The following is a 20,505-nucleotide window of genomic DNA, read 5'->3' on the forward strand; positions in this document are numbered from 1 at the left end:
TGGAGCAGATAAACATCGAACGGATTAACCGGTTCATTCGGGAATGCTCGCAGCAGCAGTGGCTGGAATACCGGGTGCTTGATGACTGGAAGGTCTTCTCCACTATCTACCGGCAGCCGGGCCACTATGACGAAGCACAGCCTTATTCGGGCAGCGAATCGTTCGGGTTGTTTCCGAGTGTGCAAGGCACCACCTATTACTTCCGCACCACCCTGGATATCCCGGCGGACTGGACTGATAAGGACACCGGGCTGATCTTCTATTCCGGCGGCGAAGGGCTGCTGCGTGTGAACGGAGTCTCGCAGCAGGGTATTGACCGCAATCATACCTATGCCACGCTGAACCCGGAGACGGGCGGCAGACACCCGGAGATTGAGATTGAGCTGTATGATCCGATCCCTGAGCCGGATGACCCATTGAATAAGCAGGCGGTGATTCAGCCGCCGGTCCGCTCCATTACCGCAGCGCTGGTTAGAGTGAACCTGCCGGTCCAGTCGCTGATGTACACGGTGACCGTGATCCGGGATTCGATGCTGCTGTTGCCGGAGCAGGACTTCCGGCGCGTCCGTATGCTGAAAGCATTGCATCAGGCGATGGACGCTTATGTGAATTTGGGAGCGGCAGGCGGGGGGGACAGCAGCGGCATACAGGCGATTGAGCAGGAGCTGGCCGCGAAGGTGAAGGCCATCGGCGGCAACAGTGAGGGCTTCATTCATATGATCGGGCAGTCGCATATCGACATCGCCTGGTTGTGGCCTGCCCGGGAGACGGTGCGGAAGACCAGCCGGACCTTCTCGACGGTGAATGCCCTGATGGAGGAGTACCCGGAATACCGCTATGCCCAGAGCCAGCCGCAGCTGTTCGCTTATCTGAAGGACAATGATCCTGAGCTGTACGCGAAGGTGAAGGAACGGATTCAGGAAGGCCGCTGGGAGCTGGTCGGCGGCATGTGGGTCGAGCCGGATCTGAATATTCCGAGCGGGGAATCGCTGATGCGGCAGATGCTGTACGGACAGCGCTTCTATCAGGAGGAGTTCGGGCAGCAGTCCGAAATTGAATGGCTGCCGGACACCTTCGGGTATTGCGCCTCCCTGCCGCAGATTCTGAAGCACGGCAAGGTCCGGTACTTCATGACCACCAAGCTAGGCTGGAATGACACGAACCTGTTCCCGTATGATCTGTTCCACTGGGTCGGCATCGACGGGACAGCGCTACTATCTTATATGAACCATGGCGTGAATGAGAATACGCTGCCGAAGGATATCCACGAGCACTGGCAGTCCTACCGCCAAAAAGCCGTTCACAGCGAACAAATGCTGCTCTACGGACACGGGGACGGCGGCGGCGGCGTGACGCGGGAGATGCTGGAATACCTGTCGCGCTCCGAGCTGATGGTAGGTCAGCCTGCCTCAGGCTACAGCACGGCGGCGGATTTCTTCACCGGCATCGAGCAGGCAGCACCTGAGCTTCCGGTCTGGCAGGGTGATCTCTATCTGGAGCTGCACCGGGGAACCTATACGACCCATGCGCGGAACAAGCGCAATAACCGCAAGGCTGAGATTCTGTACCGGGAAGCGGAGCTGTGGCAGACTCTGGCTGGGCACGGGCTGTCCCCGCAGCGGCGGGAAGAGGTAGGGCAAGCCCTGCATGAAGGCTGGAAGCTGATTCTCCTCAACCAGTTCCATGATATTATCCCCGGCTCGTCGATTCCCGAGGTCTATGAGACTTCGGACAAGGAATACAAGAATATCTTTGTCCTTGGAGAGAGCAGTCTGAAGTCCGTCATGGAGGCTGCCGTATCGGACATTGATACCCGTGGAGAGGGACAGCCTTATGTCATCCTGAACGGACTGGGCTGGACCCGGGATATGGTAGCCCAGCTTGCGGTTGCTCCAGGAGCAGCGCTAACCGCTCCGGCGATTTATGACGGAAACGGAACACGGCTTCCGGCAGAGCTGACTACAGCAGGAAAGCAAACGGTGCTGCGTGTCCAGGTGCCGGAGGTTCCGGCATTCGGTTATGCAACCATATGGCTGCGGGAAGAGGAGCAGCAGGGGGCAGACGCATCGGAGGCAGGCAATAACTCAATCTCTGCGGCGAATTCCGCTGCGTTCGAGGATCGCTGGGAGACCGGCTATTACCGGCTCCAGTTCAATGAACTGGGCGAGATCATCAACCTGTATGACAAGGAAGCCGGGCGTGAGATTGTGAAGTCCGGGGAAGCGCTGAACCGGCTGCATTTCTTCCACGACCGTCCGATTCTATGGGATGCCTGGGATATCGACAGCCGTTATGAGGAGCAGCCCGCCGGAGCAGCGGTGCTGCTGGAGAAGCTGCTGCTGTCCACAGGTCCTGTATGTGATGTATTGTTCTTCCGCTGGAGTCTAGGCCAATCGGAAATACAGCAGGAGCTGATCCTGTACCACACCGACAAACGGATCGACTTCAAGACACAGGTCCAGTGGCACGAAGCCCACAAGCTGCTGAAGGTTGGCTTCCCGATTGATGTAGTGACCAGCAAGGCTACGTATGAAATTCCGTTCGGTGCACTGGAGCGGACCACGCACCGCAACACCAGCTGGGAGCAGGCGCAGTATGAGGTCTGCGGGCACCGCTATGTCGATGTGTCGGAGCATGATTACGGCGTCAGCCTGTTGAACGACTGCAAATACGGCTATGATACGCAGGGCAGCACCATCCGTCTGTCCCTGCTGCGCGCACCGCGCTGGCCGGACCATTCGGCCGATCAGGGAGAGCATGAATTCACCTATTCGCTCTACCCGCATACCGGAGACTGGCGTTCGGCTCATACCCAGCGCAAGGCCGCCGAGCTGAATCACGCTTCCTATGCAGTAGCCTGCGAGGCAAGTGCGGGCCAGCATCCGTCTACCGGCTCCTTCCTTCCTTATGAAGGGAAGCAGGTGGTGCTAGATACCGTCAAGCTGGCGGAAGATGGTAAGGGTAGTATCCTGCGGCTGTATGAATCCGCCGGAGGACGCGAGACCGTGCGGATCAGCTGGCCGCTGCCGCACTCCGCTATTTATCTGTCCAATGCGCTGGAGGAAGAGACCGTGCTGCTGCCGGATAAAGACGGCGTGCTGACGCTAGACTTCCATCCGTTCGAGATTAAGACGATTAAGATTATTCATGCTGGATAGAGGTAAATGAGGGGTTGAGCACAAGGTACTCGGATAGTTGCAGAAAGTACACTTAAAAACAGCGGAAATGTATTCTTTTATCGTATAAGTGTAGTCTGTACAACTAAAACTGCCAAAATGGTGAGAATCAACAGCTTAAGGCTTTTTTAAATGTATGAAATGCAACTAAACGGGTAGCCGGCTATAAATCAGATGCTTTAGTTGTACAATGTGCAATTAAGCCAATCGCAATTCCCGCTCCCATCAAGACATTCAGCATCCAAACTATAGATTAGCGATAAGGAGACTACTACCTTGGAACAATTCAGACTTCCCCGCATCGAGATGCCGGAGCTCACGCTGCCGTCATCCATTCAGGCCGTGCTGGCCGACGCCGAAGCGAAGCTGGCCCACCGGCCCAAGCTCCAGCGGCTGTTCCGCAACTGCTTCCCGAATACACTGGAGACCACTACCAAGCTGCTTGATGACGGAACTACCTTTGTCATTACGGGTGACATCCCGGCCTGCTGGCTGCGTGATTCGGTGGAGCAGGTCATTCATTATGTGCCCTTTGCCGCAAAAGATGCTGATCTGCAGCGGATTATCGGCGGGCTGATCAAGCGCCATACGGAGTATGTACTGATCGATCCTTACGCTAACGCATTCAATGAATCGGCCAACGACTGGCACTGGAATGCCGCCGATGTGACCGAGATGTCGCCGTGGGTGTGGGAGCGCAAATTCGAGATCGACTCGCTGTGCTTCGTGATCCGGCTGGCTCATGCCTACTGGGAAGAGACGAAGCAGACCGATTTCTTCACCTCTGACTTCAAAAAAATGCTGCGCGTTATCACCGACCTGTTCAAGCGTGAGCAGCATCATGCCGAGCAGTCCCCGTACCGCTTCACGCGCAGCAACGGGATTATCGAGGATTCCATCCGCAACGGCGGCTTAGGGATGCCCGTGAATTACACCGGCATGATCTGGTCCGGCTTCCGCTCCAGTGATGACGCCTGCGATTTCCACTACAACATTCCGGGAAACATGTTCGCCGTGGTGGCGCTGCGGCAGATGCAGGATTTTGCCGAATGGGTGTTCCGGGATCTGGATTTCCTGGCTGAGCTGAAGGAGCTGGAGCAGGAGGTCGATCACGGTATCAAGCTGTACGGCACCTACCGCCACCCGGAATTCGGACCGATCTACGCCTACGAGACTGACGGTTATGGTAATTTCAGCCTGATGGATGACGCCGGAACGCCGGGCCTGATGTCCATTCCGTATCTGGGCTACCTGAACAATGACGATCCGGTCTACCAGAATACGAGACGGTTTGCGCTAAGCAAGGAGAATCCGTTCTACTTCGAGGGCAAAGCTGCCAAAGGAATCGGCAGTCCGCACACCCCTCCGGGCTATATCTGGCATATGGCGCTGTCGATGCAGGGCATCACAGCAGACAGCAAGGAAGAGCGGCTGGCGGTAATCGCCATGCTGGAAGCGACCGATGCCGATACCGGCTATATGCATGAAGGCTTCCACGCCGACGATCCGTCCGTGTTCACCCGCAAGTGGTTCGCCTGGTCGAACAGCTTGTTCTCGCAGCTCATCCTGCGGGCGCTGAAGGAAGGCATTCTCTAACACAAACATACTTTTTCACAGATAAAGGAGACCAGATCATGAGTACAATTATTGGAGAAGCACTACCGAACATCCCTTGGCAGGAGAAGCCTGCGGGCACGAATTCCCCGGTATGGAGATATTCCGCCAACCCGATCATTCCGCGCAACGCCATTCCGAACTCGAACAGTGTGTTCAACTCGGCGGTAATCCCGTTTGAGGGCGGCTTCGCAGGCGTGTTCCGCTGTGATTCGCGGTCGGTCAGCATGGATATTTTCGCGGGCTTCAGTGAAGACGGCGTGAACTGGAAAATCAACCATGAGCCAATCATATTCGAGGGTGATGAAGAGATCACCAAGCGCGAGTACCGCTATGATCCGCGTGTCTGCAAGATCGACGACCGGTATTATGTGTCCTGGTGCAACGGCTACCACGGCCCAACAATTGGACTGGCGTATACCTTCGATTTCAAAACCTTTCACCAGCTGGAGAATGCCTTCCTGCCGTATAACCGCAATGGGGTGCTGCTCCCGCGCAAAATCGGCGGCAACTATGCGATGCTCAGCCGTCCGAGTGATACGGGGCATACGCCGTTTGGCGATATTTTTTACAGTGAGAGTCCTGACCTGACCTTCTGGGGAAAGCACCGCTATGTGATGGGTACGGTTGACGGTGACGCTTCCGCGTGGCAGTCCAAGAAGATTGGTCCCGGACCGATTCCGATTGAAACAGACAAGGGCTGGCTGCTGATCTATCACGGCGTGATCAACACCTGCAACGGGTTCGTCTACCGCATGGGGGTCGCGCTGCTGGATCTGGATCAGCCTTGGAAGGTAAAAGCCCGCTCACGCAACTATATTCTCGGCCCGGAAGAGCTGTATGAATGTGTCGGCGATGTGCCGAACGTGACGTTCCCTTGCGCGGCATTGACCGATGCGGCTACCGGACGGATTGCCATCTACTACGGCTGTGCGGATACGGTGACGGGGCTGGCCTTCACGACCGTGGATGAGCTGATCAGCTATATGGATGAATATCCGCTGGAGATTGAGGGGTAACCGGTTATGACCAAACAACAGACGGCACATATTATCTCGCATACGCACTGGGACCGGGAATGGTATCTGCCTTATGAGCGCCATCACATCCGGCTGATTCAGCTCGTGGATACGCTGCTGGATACACTGGAGCAGAACCCGGACTTCCGCAGCTTCTTCTTCGACGGGCAGACGATTATCATCGAGGATTATCTGCAGGTCCGCCCGGAGAACCGGGAGCGGCTGATACGGCATATCCGGGAGGGCCGGATATTTATCGGACCGTGGTACATTCTTCAGGATGCGTTCCTGACCAGCCCGGAAGCGAATGTGCGTAACTTACAGCTGGGACATCAGGATGCGGCAGTCTATGGGGAAGTGTCCAAAATCGGTTATTTCCCGGACACCTTCGGTCTGACCGGACAGATTCCGCAGCTCATGCAGCAGGCGGGTATCACCAACGCCTTCTTCGGGCGCGGCGTGAAGCCGACGGGCTTCAATAATATGGTCTCGGATGACGGCTATGAATCCTCGTTCTCGGAGCTGGTCTGGGAAGGGCCGGACGGCTCGCAGGTGCTGGGCATCCTGTTCGCCAACTGGTATTCCAACGGGAATGAGGTTCCCGTTGAGATGGATGAAGCCCGGCGCTTCTGGGAGCGCAAGCTGGGCGATGCCCGGCAATATGCAGCGACCGATCAGCTGCTGTTCATGAACGGCTGCGATCACCAGCCGCTGCAGACCGACCTGCCGGAGGCGATCCGCACGGCGGAGAAGCTGCACCCGGAGGTCTCCTTCGTTCATTCCAACTTCCCGGATTATATCAAGGCAGTGGAAGCTTCACTGGCTGGCCGCAGCCTGTCCACGGTGAAGGGCGAGCTGCGGAGCCAGCGCACGGACGGCTGGGGAACGTTGGTTAATACCGCTTCCGCCCGCGTGTACCTGAAGCAGCTCAATCAGCGGGGCCAGGCCATGCTTGAGAAGGTGGCTGAGCCGTTGGCGGTTATCGCTAAGCTGCACGGCGGGGAGTATCCGCAGCATCTGCTGGATTATGCGTGGAAGACGCTGCTGCAGAACCATCCGCATGATTCCATCTGCGGCTGCAGCGTGGATGAGGTGCACCGTGAGATGGTCGCCCGCTTCGACAAGAGCTACCACACCGCCGAGGGTATCGTAGCGGATAGTATGCAGGCCATCACCGCAGCGGTGGACACCTCCGGCTTCGCTGCTTACGGTGAAGAGGCCCTTCCGCTTGTTGTGTCGAATACCAGCGGCTGGAGCCGCACCGGTACGGTAACCGTTGAGCTGGACGCAGCCCGCCAATATCTGCGCGACGGGCTGCCTCTCGAAGAGAATGCCCGGCTGATGAAAACCATGGACCTGGCCGGACGGGTCCTGGTTGATGAGCAAGGCCAGCCGGTTCCTTGTACGGTAGAGGATCTCGGCCTGTCCTTCGGCTATGACCTGCCGGATGACCGCTTCCGCCAGCCGTACAGCTGCCGCAAGGTGCGGCTGACCTTCGAGGCGGCGGATGTGCCTGCCCTGGGGCTGCGCACCTATGCCTGGGTCCGCTTCGTTGGGGCGGCTGCCGCTGAAGGTTCGTCTACCGGAAGCGCTCCGGCGGCGAATCTGCAAGCGGTGGCTTCAGCCCCGGCTTCGCTGGTTCGCGGCGCGCGCGTGCTGGAGAACGACACGCTGCGGGTCGAGGTTATGGCTGACGGCTCTTTCACGCTGGAGCATAAGCCTAGCGGCAAGATTTATCGTGACCTTGGTGTCTATGAGAATACCGGGGACATCGGGAATGAATACATGTACAGACAGCCTGCGGGTGAAGTACCGCTGACGACTCTGGGGCTTGACGCGCAGATCGCTGTCATTGAAGATACGCCATACCGCGCTTCCATTGAAATCACCCATGCCTGGGAGATCCCGGCTTCGGCCGCTGCTCTGCTGGAAGAAGAGCAGCGGGCGCTGGTCTATTACCCGGAGCGGCAAGCTAAGCGTAGTGCCACTACTGTAACCCTTAAGCTGCGGACAGTCTTAAGACTGGAGCGAAGCGGCCAAGGACTGGAAGTAAAGAGCTATATCGATAATACGGCTAAAGACCACCGTCTGCGGATGCTTTTCCCTGCGGATCTGGCTACTGCCTCGCACAGTGTGGATTCGATGTTCGAGCTTGCGGAACGTCCGAATGAGCCGGCACCGGAATGGCAGAACCCGAGCAATGCGCAGCATCAGCAGTGCTTCGTGGATGTTGCCGGAGAGAATGCAGGTCTGACGGTCGCTAACCTCGGATTACACGAATACGAGATTCTGCGGGATGGCCGTGGTACGATTGCCGTTACGCTGCTCCGCAGTGTCGGTGAGATGGGCGACTGGGGCTGGTTCCCTACGCCGGAAGCCCAGTGCCTGGGAGAACAGACCGCAGACATGCTGCTTCTGCCGCATAGCGGGGATGCCGTAACCTCCGGTGCCGCTGCTGCCGCTTACCAGTTCCAGATTCCGTGGACCTGCGCACAGGCAGAGGTTCATGCAGGTACGATTCCTGCCGTGTATTCGGCTGTCCGCTGGAACGGCGAGACCGCTGCCTTCTCCTCTATGAAGCTGAACAAGGAACGCGGCGATGTGTTGCTCCGCTGGTTCAACCTGACGGAAGAGCCTTGCGAGCTGAAGCTGGAAGCCGCACTGCCTGCTGCGGCCTTCTATACTTCGAATGTACTGGAAGCAGAAGGTGAAGAGCTTCAGTCAGAAGGCACCGCTTCGCTTAAGCTTCCGCTTGGCGGACATGAGATTACCACGGTTGGTATCCGGCTGCGCTGATTTACGCGAAGAAGGAAGAGGTGGGAATAGTATGGTTAATGATAGGGATAGGAATGAACCATCAGACCGACACGACTTCAATAGCGGCCCGCTTACCGGTGTACAGCAACAAATTGCTGCGGCATCCGGGGAGCAATGGCGGCTGACTGCCGGGTCCAAAGCCCGGATTGTGGACAATGCCAGAGCGGATAATAACAGTGTTCTGAACGAAACGGTCTTTATGGTTCTGGGTGAGTACGCGGGCATTCTTACACCTGCTGACCGAATCATGACTGTCGCTTATGGGCAAATGGACGAAATGGCTTCTGGCGATATCGTCATTGAGCTGTTAGAGCATGAAGCAGCGGCAGACATGGACAGCAAGGAAGCTTATGTTATTGAGATTGGAAGTGTTGCCAAGCTTACCGCCTCAAGTGAACGGACCGTGATGTATGGTCTGCGGACGTTGCTGCAGAGGCTGGCGGAGGACGGCTTCGTGCCGTACGGAACCATCACGGATGATCCGGTCATTGGAGAGCGGGCGCTGCATATTGACATCGGCCGCAAATTCTACAGCGAAGATTGGCTCCTTACGCGGATCAGAGAGATGTCCCGGCTGCGGCTGAATACGCTGCAGCTGCATTTTTCCGAGAACGAAGGCTTCCGGCTGATGAGTGAGAGCCATCCTGAGGTGGTGTCGGAGCAGGCTTTGACCAAGCAGGAGATGAAGGCGATTATCCTTGAAGCACAGCGTTATCATGTGGATATTATCCCTTCGCTGGATTCACCGGGGCATCTCGGACAGGCGCTTCGCACTCATCCCGAGTGGCTGCTCAAGGATGCAGCGGGCAATCCGGCACCGGGTGCGCTGGATATTACGAATCCGGCAGCCCGCCGGTTCGTGCTGGATTTGATTGACGAATACGCCGAATTATTTACCGGCAGCTGCTATTTTCATATCGGCGGGGATGAATTCATCAACTTCGCGGAGTTCGATAAGTATCCGCAGCTTGCGGAGTATGCTCAGAATGTGTTGAACATCAGCGGCGGCACGGGCGTGGACACGTATATTGATTACCTTAATGAGGTCGCTGAGCATCTGGAGTCCAAGGGCTGGACGGTCCGTGCCTGGAATGATGGCCTTTACCGTGCAGATCAGACCCAGCGGGTTGCTCCTAAGCCATCCATTCAAATTACGTATTGGACGAAGTGGCACCCGATGATGGCCCCGGTGGAAGACATTCTCGCCAAGGGTCATCAGGTGATTAACTACAACGATGGCTATTTGTATTATGTGCTGGGAGAACATGCGGGCTACACGTATCCGACAGCCGAGAAAATCAGCGCTTCTTGGCATCCCGGCCTGTTCCCGGCCCGCACCGGGGAAGCCAAGCAGGAATACACGGGAGCCTATCCGCGTGAACTGGTCGGCACCACCTTCTCCATCTGGAGCGACAAGCCGGAAGCGCAGAGCGAAGCTGAAGTGGCGGCAGGCCTCCGCGGCCCGCTGCGGGCGATGGCGGAGTTGGCTTGGCTGGGGAAGAAGGATGCGGCGGAGTAGATGGCTGAATAAATGGTTTGAGTAGACAAATCGAAATTTATGGTTGCAGCGACAGATACCGTCCGCTTAGGGGGACGTCTGTTGCTTTTTTTTTGTATGTATGCGAAAAACCGACTACATTGGGCGTGGCGTGGGCGTGTGGTCCAAATGTAATCGAAAAACCGACCACATTGGGCGTGGCGCAGGCGCATGGTCCAAATGTAATCGAAAAACCGACTACATTGGGCGTGGCGGAGGCGTGTGGTCCAAATGTAATCGAAAAACCGACTACATTGGGCGTGGCGTGGGCGTGCGGTCCAAATGTAATCGAAAAACCGACTACATTGGCACGTGCGGCGTTCATGGACCGGATGATGCATTTTGATTAAAGTAGCATAAATTGAACATCCCATCAGGATGTGTAATGATAATGACGGGTGATCAATTATGGAAGACAAACAAGTGTCAAGCGGCATGAATAAGATAAACAGTCCGGAGTACATAGAGGTTGAAGGCGGAGCGCTGTTTTATGAGAGAAAGGGCAGCGGTGAGCCTATCGTTTTTATCCATGGCAATTATAATGACCATCTGATATGGGAGGAGCAGATGGAGAGGTTCTCCACTGGCTACGATGTTATCAGCTATGATCTGCGGGGTTATGGACATTCTGACACTCCCCGGACTCCTTTTTCCAATGTGAAGGACTTGAAGATGCTTCTGGACACACTCGGGCTCACAAAAGTAACTCTGGTGGGTTCATCCATGGGCGGCAGTGTCGCCGTAGATTTCACGCTGGCCTATCCCGGCGATGTGGACCGCCTCATTATGGCAGCGCCTTCTGTCAGCGGCCGCAGCTATCCAGCGAGGATGCTATGGCAGGGGATCAAACAGCATATTCAGGTCAGGCTGAAGGGTGCTGAACAAGCCATGGAGCATTTTATCGCTAACCCCTTTTGGAATTATTACTTCCCTGCGGCTGCCAAAGAAAAGGCCAGACAGAAAACGTTAGCGAATGTGCGGAATCCCGGTAACTTCTGCCGGTTCTCTCCAAGCCTGGCGCACGTGTCCAAGCCTTATGCAATTCATAGATTAGCGGAGATTGGTCAACCAGTTCTTATCTTCATTGGAGCATTGGACCACACATACAATAGAGAGACCGCTGAAATCCTGCACAAAGGCATCAGGCATCCACGAAAATACTATTGCCGGACTGCGGCCACCTGCCTTTTATAGAAGAGCCTGAGAAGTTCTCTGCACTGACTGCAGATTTTCTCCATGATGATACCATTAATGCCTAAAATATCTTAAATTCACTTTATATACATTTATGATAATATAGAACATCAAAGTCTATTCATTACGATGCATTCAGCAGCATTCCAAACAAGGGAAACCCGGCAGGTGTTGGTATCGGACAACGGCAATACTATAGAAGTGACGGGTAACGCCGTTTATGTGAATGAATTTGATGTGACTCTGTAATCCCCTCATTCCTGTGATTTGTCAGCTTTCCCCCTTGCCATAATGTAACCCCGCCTGATAGGCCTGTTCCAGCAATGCCTCACGGTGTCCGGGTGCGGAACTCGCAGTATCGTAGAGGAATTCTACTCTGGAGTCTGTGATTCCGCAATAATCGGCAATCCCCACGTTAAGCAGACGGGCGGTTGCTTCATCATAGCTGCGCTTCTTCATCTGCTCCTCTGTTACACCTGCTAGCGCCAGCCACAGTGCACGATAACCCTGCAGATTATTTGTGCCGTAGGCAACCCTGTTGTTCACCACCCTGTCGATATACCCCTTCAGCATGGCCGGCAGATGCCACCACCACAGCGGAAATACAAATGCCAGGCCGTCATGCTGCCGCACCCGCTCCATTTCCCTCTCTAATTCAGGAGAATAGGGCTGCTCCTGTTCACCTGCGGTCATATGGAGTTCCTCCATTCCTTGCAGAACAGGATCAAAGCCAATCCCATGTAAATCCAATATCTCATAGCCGTGTCCGGCTGCGGTAAGTCCCTCTGCGAAGCAGCGGGCAGCCTGGAAGGTCAGGGAATCTTGTCTCGGATGCGATACGACGATTAATACGCTCATGTTAGTATCTTCACGACCTTTCTTATCTTACAGGTTTGTAGCCTTGTTGCTTGGCTGATGCTATTATATACAGGAATCATGCTTAACCGGAAGTACGCACTTTGCTGTTCTATAGGAAGGTGTATGTTCCATAGGAACATTGAGGTACCCTACATAATGGAGGCAGAAGCAATGACTGAACAGAGCGGCGATAGCGTTCCCAAAAAGTATAGAGTCGGCGTGGAGGCAGCGCTTGAGGTCATGGGCGGCAAGTGGAAGCCGTTAATTATCTACCATCTGATGAACGGACAGAAGCGCACCTCCGAGCTGCTGCGGCTCATCCCCGGCTTAACCCAGAAGGTGCTGACTGCCCAGCTAAGAGGGCTGGAGAACGATGAGATTATCTCGCGGACCATCTACCAGGAGATTCCGCCCAGAGTGGAGTATGAGCTGACAGCCTACGGCTGGGGGCTGAAGCCCGCGCTGGACCTGTTATGCTACTGGGGAGAGGAGCATCTGGATAGAATTCATGGCGACAGGTCCAAGGTGCTGGAGGACTTTTAGGCAGCAGAGAGAGACAGAGAGGAAAGGGGAAAGAGCATGGAATTTGCAAGTCTAACCACAGTCGTCACCCTCATTAACATTATTCTGGCCCTGGGCTTTCTGTTCATTGAACGCAGAGAGGCGGGGTACACCTGGGCCTGGCTGATGGTGCTGTTTTTCATCCCGATTCTGGGATTTGTCTTGTATATCTTTTTCGGGCGCAATCTCAAAAAGAAGAATTTCTACAAGCTCTTCATCGAAGAGCAGGAATATGTCCAGGCTGAAGCCGACAAGCAGCTGGCGGCCTTTGCGGAAGGGGCGGATGACAGGTCGCAGCTGCTGCAGAACTATGCCCAGCTCATCAACATGAATATCCGCTCGTCGCACGGCTTGTTATCCAGCGATAATGAGATTGTCATTTATAGTGACGGCCACCAGAAATTCGCCGCGTTGTTCGAGGATATCCGCTCAGCCCGCGCAGAGATCAATATTCAGTATTACATCATCCAGCCGGACCAGCTTGGTACGAAGCTGAGGGACGAGCTGGTCCTGAAGGCGCGTGAAGGCGTGAAGGTAAGACTGCTATATGATGAAGTCGGCTCCAAGCGGATTTCACGGCATTTTTTCAGGGAGCTGCGTGCAGCAGGAGGCGAAGTTGAGGTGTTCTTCCCCTCTCTGATCAAGCCGCTGAACTTTCGGATCAACAACAGGAACCACCGCAAGCTGTGCATTATTGACGGAAGCATTGCCTATATCGGCGGGTTCAATGTGGGGGATGAATATCTGGGGCAGGTTCCGAAGTTCGGCTACTGGCGGGACACTCACCTCCGGATTACCGGTAACGCCGTCAGTCATATCCAGGGCAGATTCATCCTCGACTGGCATCAGGCCGGGAAGCATGAGCGCGGGGATTACGGGGAATTTGTCTTCAACATGGAGCAGCATACGGGGACAAGCCCGGTCCAGATCATTACGAGCGGTCCTAATTCGTCGACGGAGCATCTTAAGAACATGTATATTAAGCTGATTTTGTCAGCCAAGGAAAGCGTGTATATCCAGACCCCTTACTTCATACCGGACACCAGCTTCATGGATGCCTGCAAAATCGCCCTGCTCTCCGGTGTGGATCTGCAGATCATGATCCCGAATAAGCCTGACCATCCGTTCGTGTATTGGGCCACCTGGGCGTACGCCGGAGACCTGCTGAATTACGGGGCCAAAATCCTGCTCTACGAGAACGGCTTCCTGCACGCCAAAACGATTGTCGCTGACGGTGAGGTTGCCTCTGTCGGGACGATGAATATCGATTCGCGCAGCTTCCGGCTGAACTTCGAGGTCAATGCCATTGTGTACGACCGGGCGATTGCCGAACAGCTCCAGGACATTTTCCTGAATGATGTCAGGCTGTGCTCGGAGCTGACCGTGGAGCGCTATGCGCAGCGCTCGCTGGTAATCAAGCTGAAAGAGGGGATTTCCCGGCTACTGTCGCCTATTCTGTAAGGAGGGTGGAGCGCGGGTAGCTGTATTTTATAGAAGGAGGAAGGACAGATGGGGATGCTGGGTCAATATGTGATGGTGGATGAGGATACGCTGGAGCGCATGATGGAGATGGATGGTACAGAGCTGATGGATACGCTGGAGAAGCTGATTGAAGGCGGGAGTGAACACTACGATATCGACAAGCTGTGGGAGGAGCTGCATCTCGCGCTAACCGGAGTTTCGGCCAGTGAACCTATCGAAGGCGACCCGTTAAGTGAAGCAGTTGTAGGTGTGCATGTGTTTGAGGTGGAAGAAGAGGACGGGTTCTTCGCGTGCACGGAGCAGGATGAACTGGAAGATATTATTGCGGCAATGCAGCAGGTGGATCTGGACAAGCTGGAGACGGGTGATATTAAAAAGGCGCTGAAGGAGCAGGTGACAAGTGAGTTTACCGGACTGCTGGACTTTTACCGGAGGGCAGCGGCTGCCGGGAAGCATGTGATTTTCAGTGTGGCTTGAAGTATTCTCTTAACATTGCTTATAGAAACGGTACTGTCCTTGTTACTAGGAGGTACCGTTTCTGTATGGGAGTGGGGGTTACGGCTGCAATTTTTTCTGAAGATAATATTTCGTCTGGCCTTCATTGGGACAATCCTTGATTTCACCGAAGATCTCATATCCCTGCTTCTGGTAAAAATACGGCGCCTGCCAGCTCATCGTGGTCAATTCGCTAACCTTACAGCCGCGCTCCGCTGCTCTGGCTTCCAGCTCCTTCAGCAGAGTTCCGCCAAGTCCATGTCCCCTGTATCCGGGGTCAACGGCCAACAAGTGCACGTTGAGGATATTCCAGACGAGGTCTCCGGTAATGCCGCCAATGAAGATGCCGTTCTCGTAAGCGGCAAGGGAGATTACCTCACGTTGATAGGCCGGAATGCTGCTGTCCATGCGGCGGCTGTGTTCCTCCAGCAGTCTGGAGATTTCCTGCTGATTCTGAGTAAGGCCCAGTTCTATGATGTTCATGGGTATGCCTCCTTAGGATCTGAATTCAATTATAGCCATTATATCAAAATAGAGCCTGCGGACGATGCCGCAGGCTCTATTTATTCTTCTATTTCTCGCTGAAACGGTACCGTCCTTACTAGAACGGCAAGTCGTTTCTACTTGTTTTGTCCGCTCTCGGCATTGAGCCTTGCGATCAGCTTATCGCCTTCGACATCGAGATTCGGCAGCAGGCGGTCGAGCCATTTCGGCAGCCACCAGGCTTTGTCGCCGAAGACGGCCATGACGGCCGGAACGAGCGTCATCCGGACGATGAAGGCATCGATCAGGATGCCGAAGGCCAATGCGAAGCCAATCTGCTTAATCATCGCATCCGGGGCGAAGATGAAGCCTGCGAAGACGGATACCATGATTACACCTGCAGCCAGTACGACCCGGCTGGCCAGATCATAGCCGTGAATGACACTGTTCTTGCCCTGACGGCCGTGGACATAGGCTTCACGCATGGAGCTTACAAGGAACACCTGATAATCCATGGCGAGCCCATATAGAATACCAGTGACCAGGATCGGCATGAAGCTGAGCAGCGGGCCACCGGTATCGAAGCCGAACAGCGAATGCAGCCAGCCCCATTGATAGACGGCAGTGGTCACGCCGAAGGTGGCAATAATACTTAACACGAAGCCGACGGTCGCTTTGATTGGCACGATAATTGAGCGGAACACCAGCAGCAGAATGATCAGCGACAGGATCACGATGATCCCGATGTATACAGGGAAAGCATCGGACAGCTTCGAGGACATATCAATATTGATGGCAGTGAAGCCGGTCACCCCAAAATTAATATTGTTCCCGGAGGTCAGAGCGGAATTCGGATCACGCAGCTCCTGCACCAGATCTCTGGTAGCGGTGTCAGTGGGACCCGTCTTCGGAATCAGACTTATAATGGCGAGATCGCCAGTGGGACTGACTCCTAGCGGAGAGACCAGGGTCACATTATCATGCATTTGCAGCTCCTGAACCAGCTTGCCCAGGATCGGCATGGAGATCTTCTCAGACGGATTCTTCGTCTCAGCGACCAGCAGCAGCGGGCCGTTGAAGCCTTCGCCGAATCCTTTGGAGATGACATCATAGCTCTGGCGGGCCGGGGTATCCAGGTTCGCAGAGGCACCGGATGGAATACCGAGCTCCATTTTGGTCACCGGAATAGCAGCTGTTCCAAGCACCAGCACCACGAGCACTATGATGGCCCAGCGGTATTTCACTGTGGCATTCGCCCAGCGATGGGAGAAGCTGTGCTGTGATTTTTTGGCGGCGGTGCTGTGCTTGGTCCGGGCTTTGGCGGTTACGATACGTTCACCGACCAGTCCGAGCAGCGCAGGCAGCAGGGACAATGCCAGCAACACGTTGATTAGAACACTGGCTGCAGCCACAAGTGCCATTGTCGATAAGAAGCCGATGCCGATGACGAGCATGCCGCACAGGGCGATAATAACGGTCAGACCGGCGAAGAATACAGCACTGCCTGCGGTGCCCAGAGCACGGCTGGCAGCTTCGGCTGCGCTTAATTTCTCATCCAGGATCAGACGGCGCTGGCGGTTCACAATGAACAGCGAGTAGTCGATCCCCACGGCGAGACCGATCATCACGGCAAGAACGGGTGTGATATCGTTCATCTGGATCAGGCTGCCCAGAGCAAACGCACCTCCGACGCTGATGCCGACTCCGAGAAGCGCGGTCAGAAGCGGCAGGCCTGCGGCTACAACTGAGCCCAGTGTCAGGAACAATACGATGGCAGCAACGGCCACGCCGATCGCCTCCGTAGAGCCGATGGCCGGCATGCTTTTGAGCGAGTCGCTTGGAATCGCGGTAATCCCCGAACCGGACTGTTCAACCTCGGCTACGGTATTGATGATATTATCCGGCACATCCGCTGGCAGTGATGTCTGCTGCACCGTGAACTGGAACTGGAACAGGGCAATGCTGCCGTTAGCCGACAGCATCACGCCGGGTACCGGAGCGCCGTCTACGATCAGCGGACCGAACGGTACTGCTTGAGCGGCGGCAGCGGAAGGATCAGCAGCAGCTTGGCCGGCAGGAGCGGAAGGATCGGCAGCAGCTTGGCCGGCAGGAGCGGAAGGATCAGCGGCAGCTTGGCCGGCAGCGGCGGAAGGATCAGCGGCAGCTTGGCCGGCAGGAGCGGAAGGATCAGCGGCAGCTTGGCCGGCAGGAGCGGAAGGATCAGCGGCAGCTTGACCGGCAGCGGCGGAAGGATCAGCGGTAGCTTGACCGGCAGCGGCGGAAGGATCAGCAGCAGCTTGACCGGCAGCGGCGGAAGGATCAGCGGCAGCTTGACCGGCAGCGGCGGCCGCTGCTTGTGCTGCCAGCTCGGCAGGGTTAATGACATATTCCATGTTGTATACATCATTAATAGCCTTCAGCAGCAGCGCTGTACGCTCGGGCGTGTCAAGACGCTCCCCGTCCGGTACAGTGAAGGCGATACTAGCCTGGCCGCCGGCCGCAGCGGGCAGCTCTTTTGTCAGCTTATCCAGCACTTTTTGCGATTCTGTGCCTTCAATTTTCATCTCGGAGCTGGATTGAATGCCGTTGACTCCAATCAGGGTACCTACAACTCCGAGTATAAGGATCCAGATTGCAATGAAGGCCCAGGGCTTGGCATAAGCCGATTTTCCTAAGCGGTATAGAAAGGTAGACATGTATTGGTTTCTCCTCTTTATCTGTGAATTTAGAAGCCGTTGCGTAAATAAGCAAACATGGAATTCAGGTATTGGTCAAAAGACATAGCAGTGGAGTCTTCGCTCAGTTGTTCACCCGGCAGCATAACATTGAGCCGTCCGTCCAGAATGGGCACGAAGGCCCCGTAGACGGCACCGGCCAGCAGGTGGGTATACCCATCGGCATACCGTCCACGGGTGAACTGCTCCAGCGTCTCCTGGGCGGTGATCTGCAAATGCCGGAAGACATTGAGAATGTAAGGCTCCAGGGACGGGTATTGATTCGCCAGGGAGACGAACTGCCGCAGCTTATGCAGGAACTCTGAGGTGAATTGCAGCTTCAGCAGATTGTACAGGGCATCAAGCGGCGTAGCATCTGGCGGCAGCGCGGCCAGCGGGTTATTCTCTTCCTCCTTCTCTTGGATAGCAATTATGCCAATGAAATAGGCGGCTACCGCCTCCTCCTTGCAGGAGAAGTAATTCGCAAAAGTACGCCGGGAATATCCAGCCATCTGAACAACATCGTCAACAATGAAGCCGTCCATGCCATGCTCAAGCGCAAGCTCGAAGGCCGCTACGGCTAGGGCGTAGGAGGTGGCTTTCTTTTTTTTGTCCCGCAGATTCAGTTTCGAATTCAAATTTCAACGTTCCTCCTTTCCCTAAGATCTACAAGCACTATAGAATCTATAGGTTCTATTATTGCTCAAAGGGAAAGATTGCACAATGAGCATCGAGTGACGGAAATGTGAATATTTCAAATTTAGAGTAGTGGGCAGGGGAAGAAAGGTGGAGTTAGGGAATTAGGTTAGGAGGGCGTGGGGAGTAAGTGAGTGAATTAGTGAGTGAGAGCTAGTGTGGGAGTAAGGGGAGATGAGTAGGGGAGTAAGAGAGTAAGTGAGTAGGTGAGTAGGGGAGGAGAGTAAGAGAGTAAGTGAGTAGGTGAGTAAGGGAGTAAGGGAGTAAGAGGGTAAGAGGGTAAGAAGGTAAGAGAGTAAGAGAGTAAGAGAGTAAGAGAGTAAGCGAGTAGGTAAGTGAGTAAGAGTTAGTGTGGGCGTAAGAGTAGGGGAGTGAGAATGAGAGTGGGAGGAGATTAGGTGAGCAATAAGCAGTACGTGGGAGGAAGAGTAACATGGGTGTAAACAGACGATAGCACGAGCAAATCCCCGGGTAGATAAGAGTAGAGCTGAAGAATGCGCCTTCATTCACGAAGGGACAGCAATTTTGGCTTCTTTTGTCATCCTCGAGGTTTTACATTAAATGGCTGCAGGCGTAAGATTCAATCAACAACCGAATGAAATGACACTGTTCTTGAAATGGCTGAATTCCATAACGGGAACGGGGGAACCAACTGGTGCAGGCGGCTTAAGGATGGGCTGCTGGGTACCCGGGGTGAATCCTTGCCAGCGTGCTGCTATGGCTCTGGTGAGGTAGGGCAATCTCGCTGCCCGAATCCGTCAGCTAACCCCGTAAGCCTCGAAGAGAGAGGATGAGCGCCATGATCGATTAACCGACCACGGAGAGCCCTGCCGCTGCTGTGGTCTTTTTGCTGCGCAGTAGAGGGATAAATCCCACTAATTGCGCTGAAAATGGGCTGGAGGTGGAAATGAGAGGGATAAATCCCACTAATTGCGCTGAAAGTGGGCTGCAGGTGGAAATGAGAGGGATAAATCCCTCTGATTGCGCTGAAAATGGGCTGCAGGTGGAAATGAGAGGGATAAATCCCTCAAATGCAACGGAAAGTGGGAGGATGAAGAGCACAAGTGCACCTGAATCCCGGTAATGCCAAGTTGCGCCTCAGCACCCTACTAACCAAGCAGCCCAAAGTGGAAATTAGGAGGAATAGTGACGGAGTGGAGCGTATTTAAATCATATAACAACATTAATTAGTCAATTTAATATGAATTAGTCTTGTATGTACCACATTAGTCTGTTTCCGCATCGCCACAATAGTCTGTTTCCGCATCATCGAAATAGTCAGCTACTACATCGTCATATTGCATTGAAAAGAGGGATTACCATCGCTACTGTATTTATCGTCTGTTTCTGGGTGGGCCTTCTGCTTATCCTCAGTGGCAGCATTCATGGTCACGGGCTGGCAGGCCACCTGCATGTCGGGGGAGGGGATAGCGGGGGGCCGGGCTTTCTGCCGGTTCTTCCGTTGACGGTGTTTGTCACCGTCTGGGGCGGCACCGGGTATATGCTTGTCAAATACAGCGGGATGCAGCTGCTCGCCGTGGTGCTGGTCTGTACCTTAATCGCCCTGCTGCCGGGCATTCTGCTCTACACCGTGCTGACCCGGGTGATGACCCGGTACGACAGCAGTATGAGTGAACTGGATTATGATCCGGCCGGCCAGCTCGGGTATATCAGCATCGCCGCCGCGGATGGGGCCGTGGGAGAGATGAAGTATGTGCTGCACGGAACCATGCGTTCCATCGGCGTGCGGGCCGAATCCGGTCAGTCGCTGCTGCGGGGCGATCGGGTGATTATTGTGAAGACGGATAAGGGGATCGCAGCGGTCACCCTGTTCGAACGGGAAATGGAACATAACTAAC

At 54.9% G+C, this 20,505-nt stretch carries 15 protein-coding genes and 1 riboswitch; of the genes, 11 read left to right on the top strand and 4 right to left on the bottom strand.

Features of this window, described 5'->3' with window-relative positions; genetic code table 11:
- Nucleotides 1-14 precede the first annotated feature (14 nt).
- The 7 genes from NSU18_RS29615 (at nucleotide 15) to NSU18_RS29645 (ending at nucleotide 11,357) form a co-directional block, all read left to right on the top strand.
- Nucleotides 15-3,158 carry an alpha-mannosidase gene (locus NSU18_RS29615; RefSeq protein WP_341151118.1) on the top strand — a complete coding sequence of 1,048 codons (3,144 nt, stop codon included), beginning with the start codon at nucleotides 15-17 and terminating at the stop codon, nucleotides 3,156-3,158.
- 294 nt (nucleotides 3,159-3,452) lie between these two features.
- A complete protein-coding gene (locus tag NSU18_RS29620) occupies nucleotides 3,453-4,772 on the top strand; it encodes a glycoside hydrolase family 125 protein (protein WP_341150756.1) in 1,320 nt (439 codons plus the stop codon).
- 38 nt (nucleotides 4,773-4,810) lie between these two features.
- Nucleotides 4,811-5,809, top strand: a complete 999-nt coding sequence (locus NSU18_RS29625) for a glycoside hydrolase family 130 protein (RefSeq protein WP_341017866.1) — start codon at nucleotides 4,811-4,813, stop codon at nucleotides 5,807-5,809.
- Between the two features lie 6 nt (nucleotides 5,810-5,815).
- Nucleotides 5,816-8,605 (top strand): alpha-mannosidase, encoded by a 2,790-nt coding sequence (locus tag NSU18_RS29630; protein ID WP_341150757.1) that lies wholly within the window; start codon nucleotides 5,816-5,818, stop codon nucleotides 8,603-8,605.
- A 31-nt stretch (nucleotides 8,606-8,636) separates the two neighbouring features.
- Entirely contained in the window at nucleotides 8,637-10,145 is a 1,509-nt protein-coding gene (locus tag NSU18_RS29635) for a beta-N-acetylhexosaminidase (RefSeq protein ID WP_341150758.1), read from the top strand.
- Nucleotides 10,146-10,270: 125 nt separating this feature from the next.
- Complete coding sequence (locus NSU18_RS29640) at nucleotides 10,271-10,513, top strand: hypothetical protein (RefSeq protein ID WP_341150759.1); 243 nt, start codon at nucleotides 10,271-10,273, stop codon at nucleotides 10,511-10,513.
- Between the two features lie 85 nt (nucleotides 10,514-10,598).
- On the top strand, nucleotides 10,599-11,357 hold the full coding sequence (locus NSU18_RS29645) for an alpha/beta fold hydrolase (protein ID WP_341150760.1): 759 nt from the start codon (nucleotides 10,599-10,601) through the stop codon (nucleotides 11,355-11,357).
- Nucleotides 11,358-11,627: 270 nt separating this feature from the next.
- Here NSU18_RS29645 and NSU18_RS29650 read toward each other — a convergent pair whose 3' ends face one another.
- Entirely contained in the window at nucleotides 11,628-12,215 is a 588-nt protein-coding gene (locus NSU18_RS29650) for an NAD(P)H oxidoreductase (protein WP_341017874.1), read from the bottom strand.
- A 171-nt stretch (nucleotides 12,216-12,386) separates the two neighbouring features.
- On the opposite strand from NSU18_RS29650, the gene NSU18_RS29655 reads away from it, so the two are divergent.
- The 3 genes from NSU18_RS29655 to NSU18_RS29665 are packed head-to-tail and all read left to right on the top strand — an operon-like array spanning nucleotide 12,387 to nucleotide 14,735.
- Nucleotides 12,387-12,758, top strand: a complete 372-nt coding sequence (locus NSU18_RS29655; RefSeq protein WP_341017876.1) for a winged helix-turn-helix transcriptional regulator — start codon at nucleotides 12,387-12,389, stop codon at nucleotides 12,756-12,758.
- Between the two features lie 36 nt (nucleotides 12,759-12,794).
- On the top strand, nucleotides 12,795-14,237 hold the full coding sequence (cls, locus tag NSU18_RS29660; RefSeq protein ID WP_341017877.1) for a cardiolipin synthase: 1,443 nt from the start codon (nucleotides 12,795-12,797) through the stop codon (nucleotides 14,235-14,237).
- A 48-nt stretch (nucleotides 14,238-14,285) separates the two neighbouring features.
- Nucleotides 14,286-14,735: a DUF1877 family protein gene (locus NSU18_RS29665; RefSeq protein ID WP_341017879.1), complete on the top strand. Its 450-nt coding sequence runs from the start codon at nucleotides 14,286-14,288 to the stop codon at nucleotides 14,733-14,735.
- A 78-nt stretch (nucleotides 14,736-14,813) separates the two neighbouring features.
- Here the strand turns inward: NSU18_RS29665 and NSU18_RS29670 are convergent, their stop codons facing one another.
- From NSU18_RS29670 to NSU18_RS29680, 3 genes are all read right to left on the bottom strand, one after another.
- Nucleotides 14,814-15,236 (bottom strand): GNAT family N-acetyltransferase, encoded by a 423-nt coding sequence (locus NSU18_RS29670; RefSeq protein WP_341150761.1) that lies wholly within the window; start codon nucleotides 15,234-15,236, stop codon nucleotides 14,814-14,816.
- A 137-nt stretch (nucleotides 15,237-15,373) separates the two neighbouring features.
- Nucleotides 15,374-17,932, bottom strand: coding sequence for an MMPL family transporter (locus NSU18_RS29675; RefSeq protein ID WP_341150762.1), 2,559 nt, complete (start codon nucleotides 17,930-17,932; stop codon nucleotides 15,374-15,376).
- Between the two features lie 29 nt (nucleotides 17,933-17,961).
- Nucleotides 17,962-18,588: a TetR/AcrR family transcriptional regulator gene (locus NSU18_RS29680; protein WP_341150763.1), complete on the bottom strand. Its 627-nt coding sequence runs from the start codon at nucleotides 18,586-18,588 to the stop codon at nucleotides 17,962-17,964.
- A 667-nt stretch (nucleotides 18,589-19,255) separates the two neighbouring features.
- Nucleotides 19,256-19,438: riboswitch (cyclic di-AMP (ydaO/yuaA leader) on the top strand.
- A gap of 511 nt (nucleotides 19,439-19,949) precedes the next feature.
- Between NSU18_RS29680 and NSU18_RS29685 the strand changes: the two genes are divergently transcribed.
- The gene (locus NSU18_RS29685; protein ID WP_341150764.1) at nucleotides 19,950-20,504 is read left to right on the top strand and encodes a hypothetical protein; all 555 of its coding nucleotides are present in this window, start codon (nucleotides 19,950-19,952) and stop codon (nucleotides 20,502-20,504) included.
- Nucleotide 20,505 lies beyond the last annotated feature (1 nt).

The organism is Paenibacillus sp. FSL H8-0048, from assembly GCF_038002825.1.
In the GTDB taxonomy this organism is placed as follows: Bacteria; Bacillota; Bacilli; order Paenibacillales; family Paenibacillaceae; genus Paenibacillus_AQ.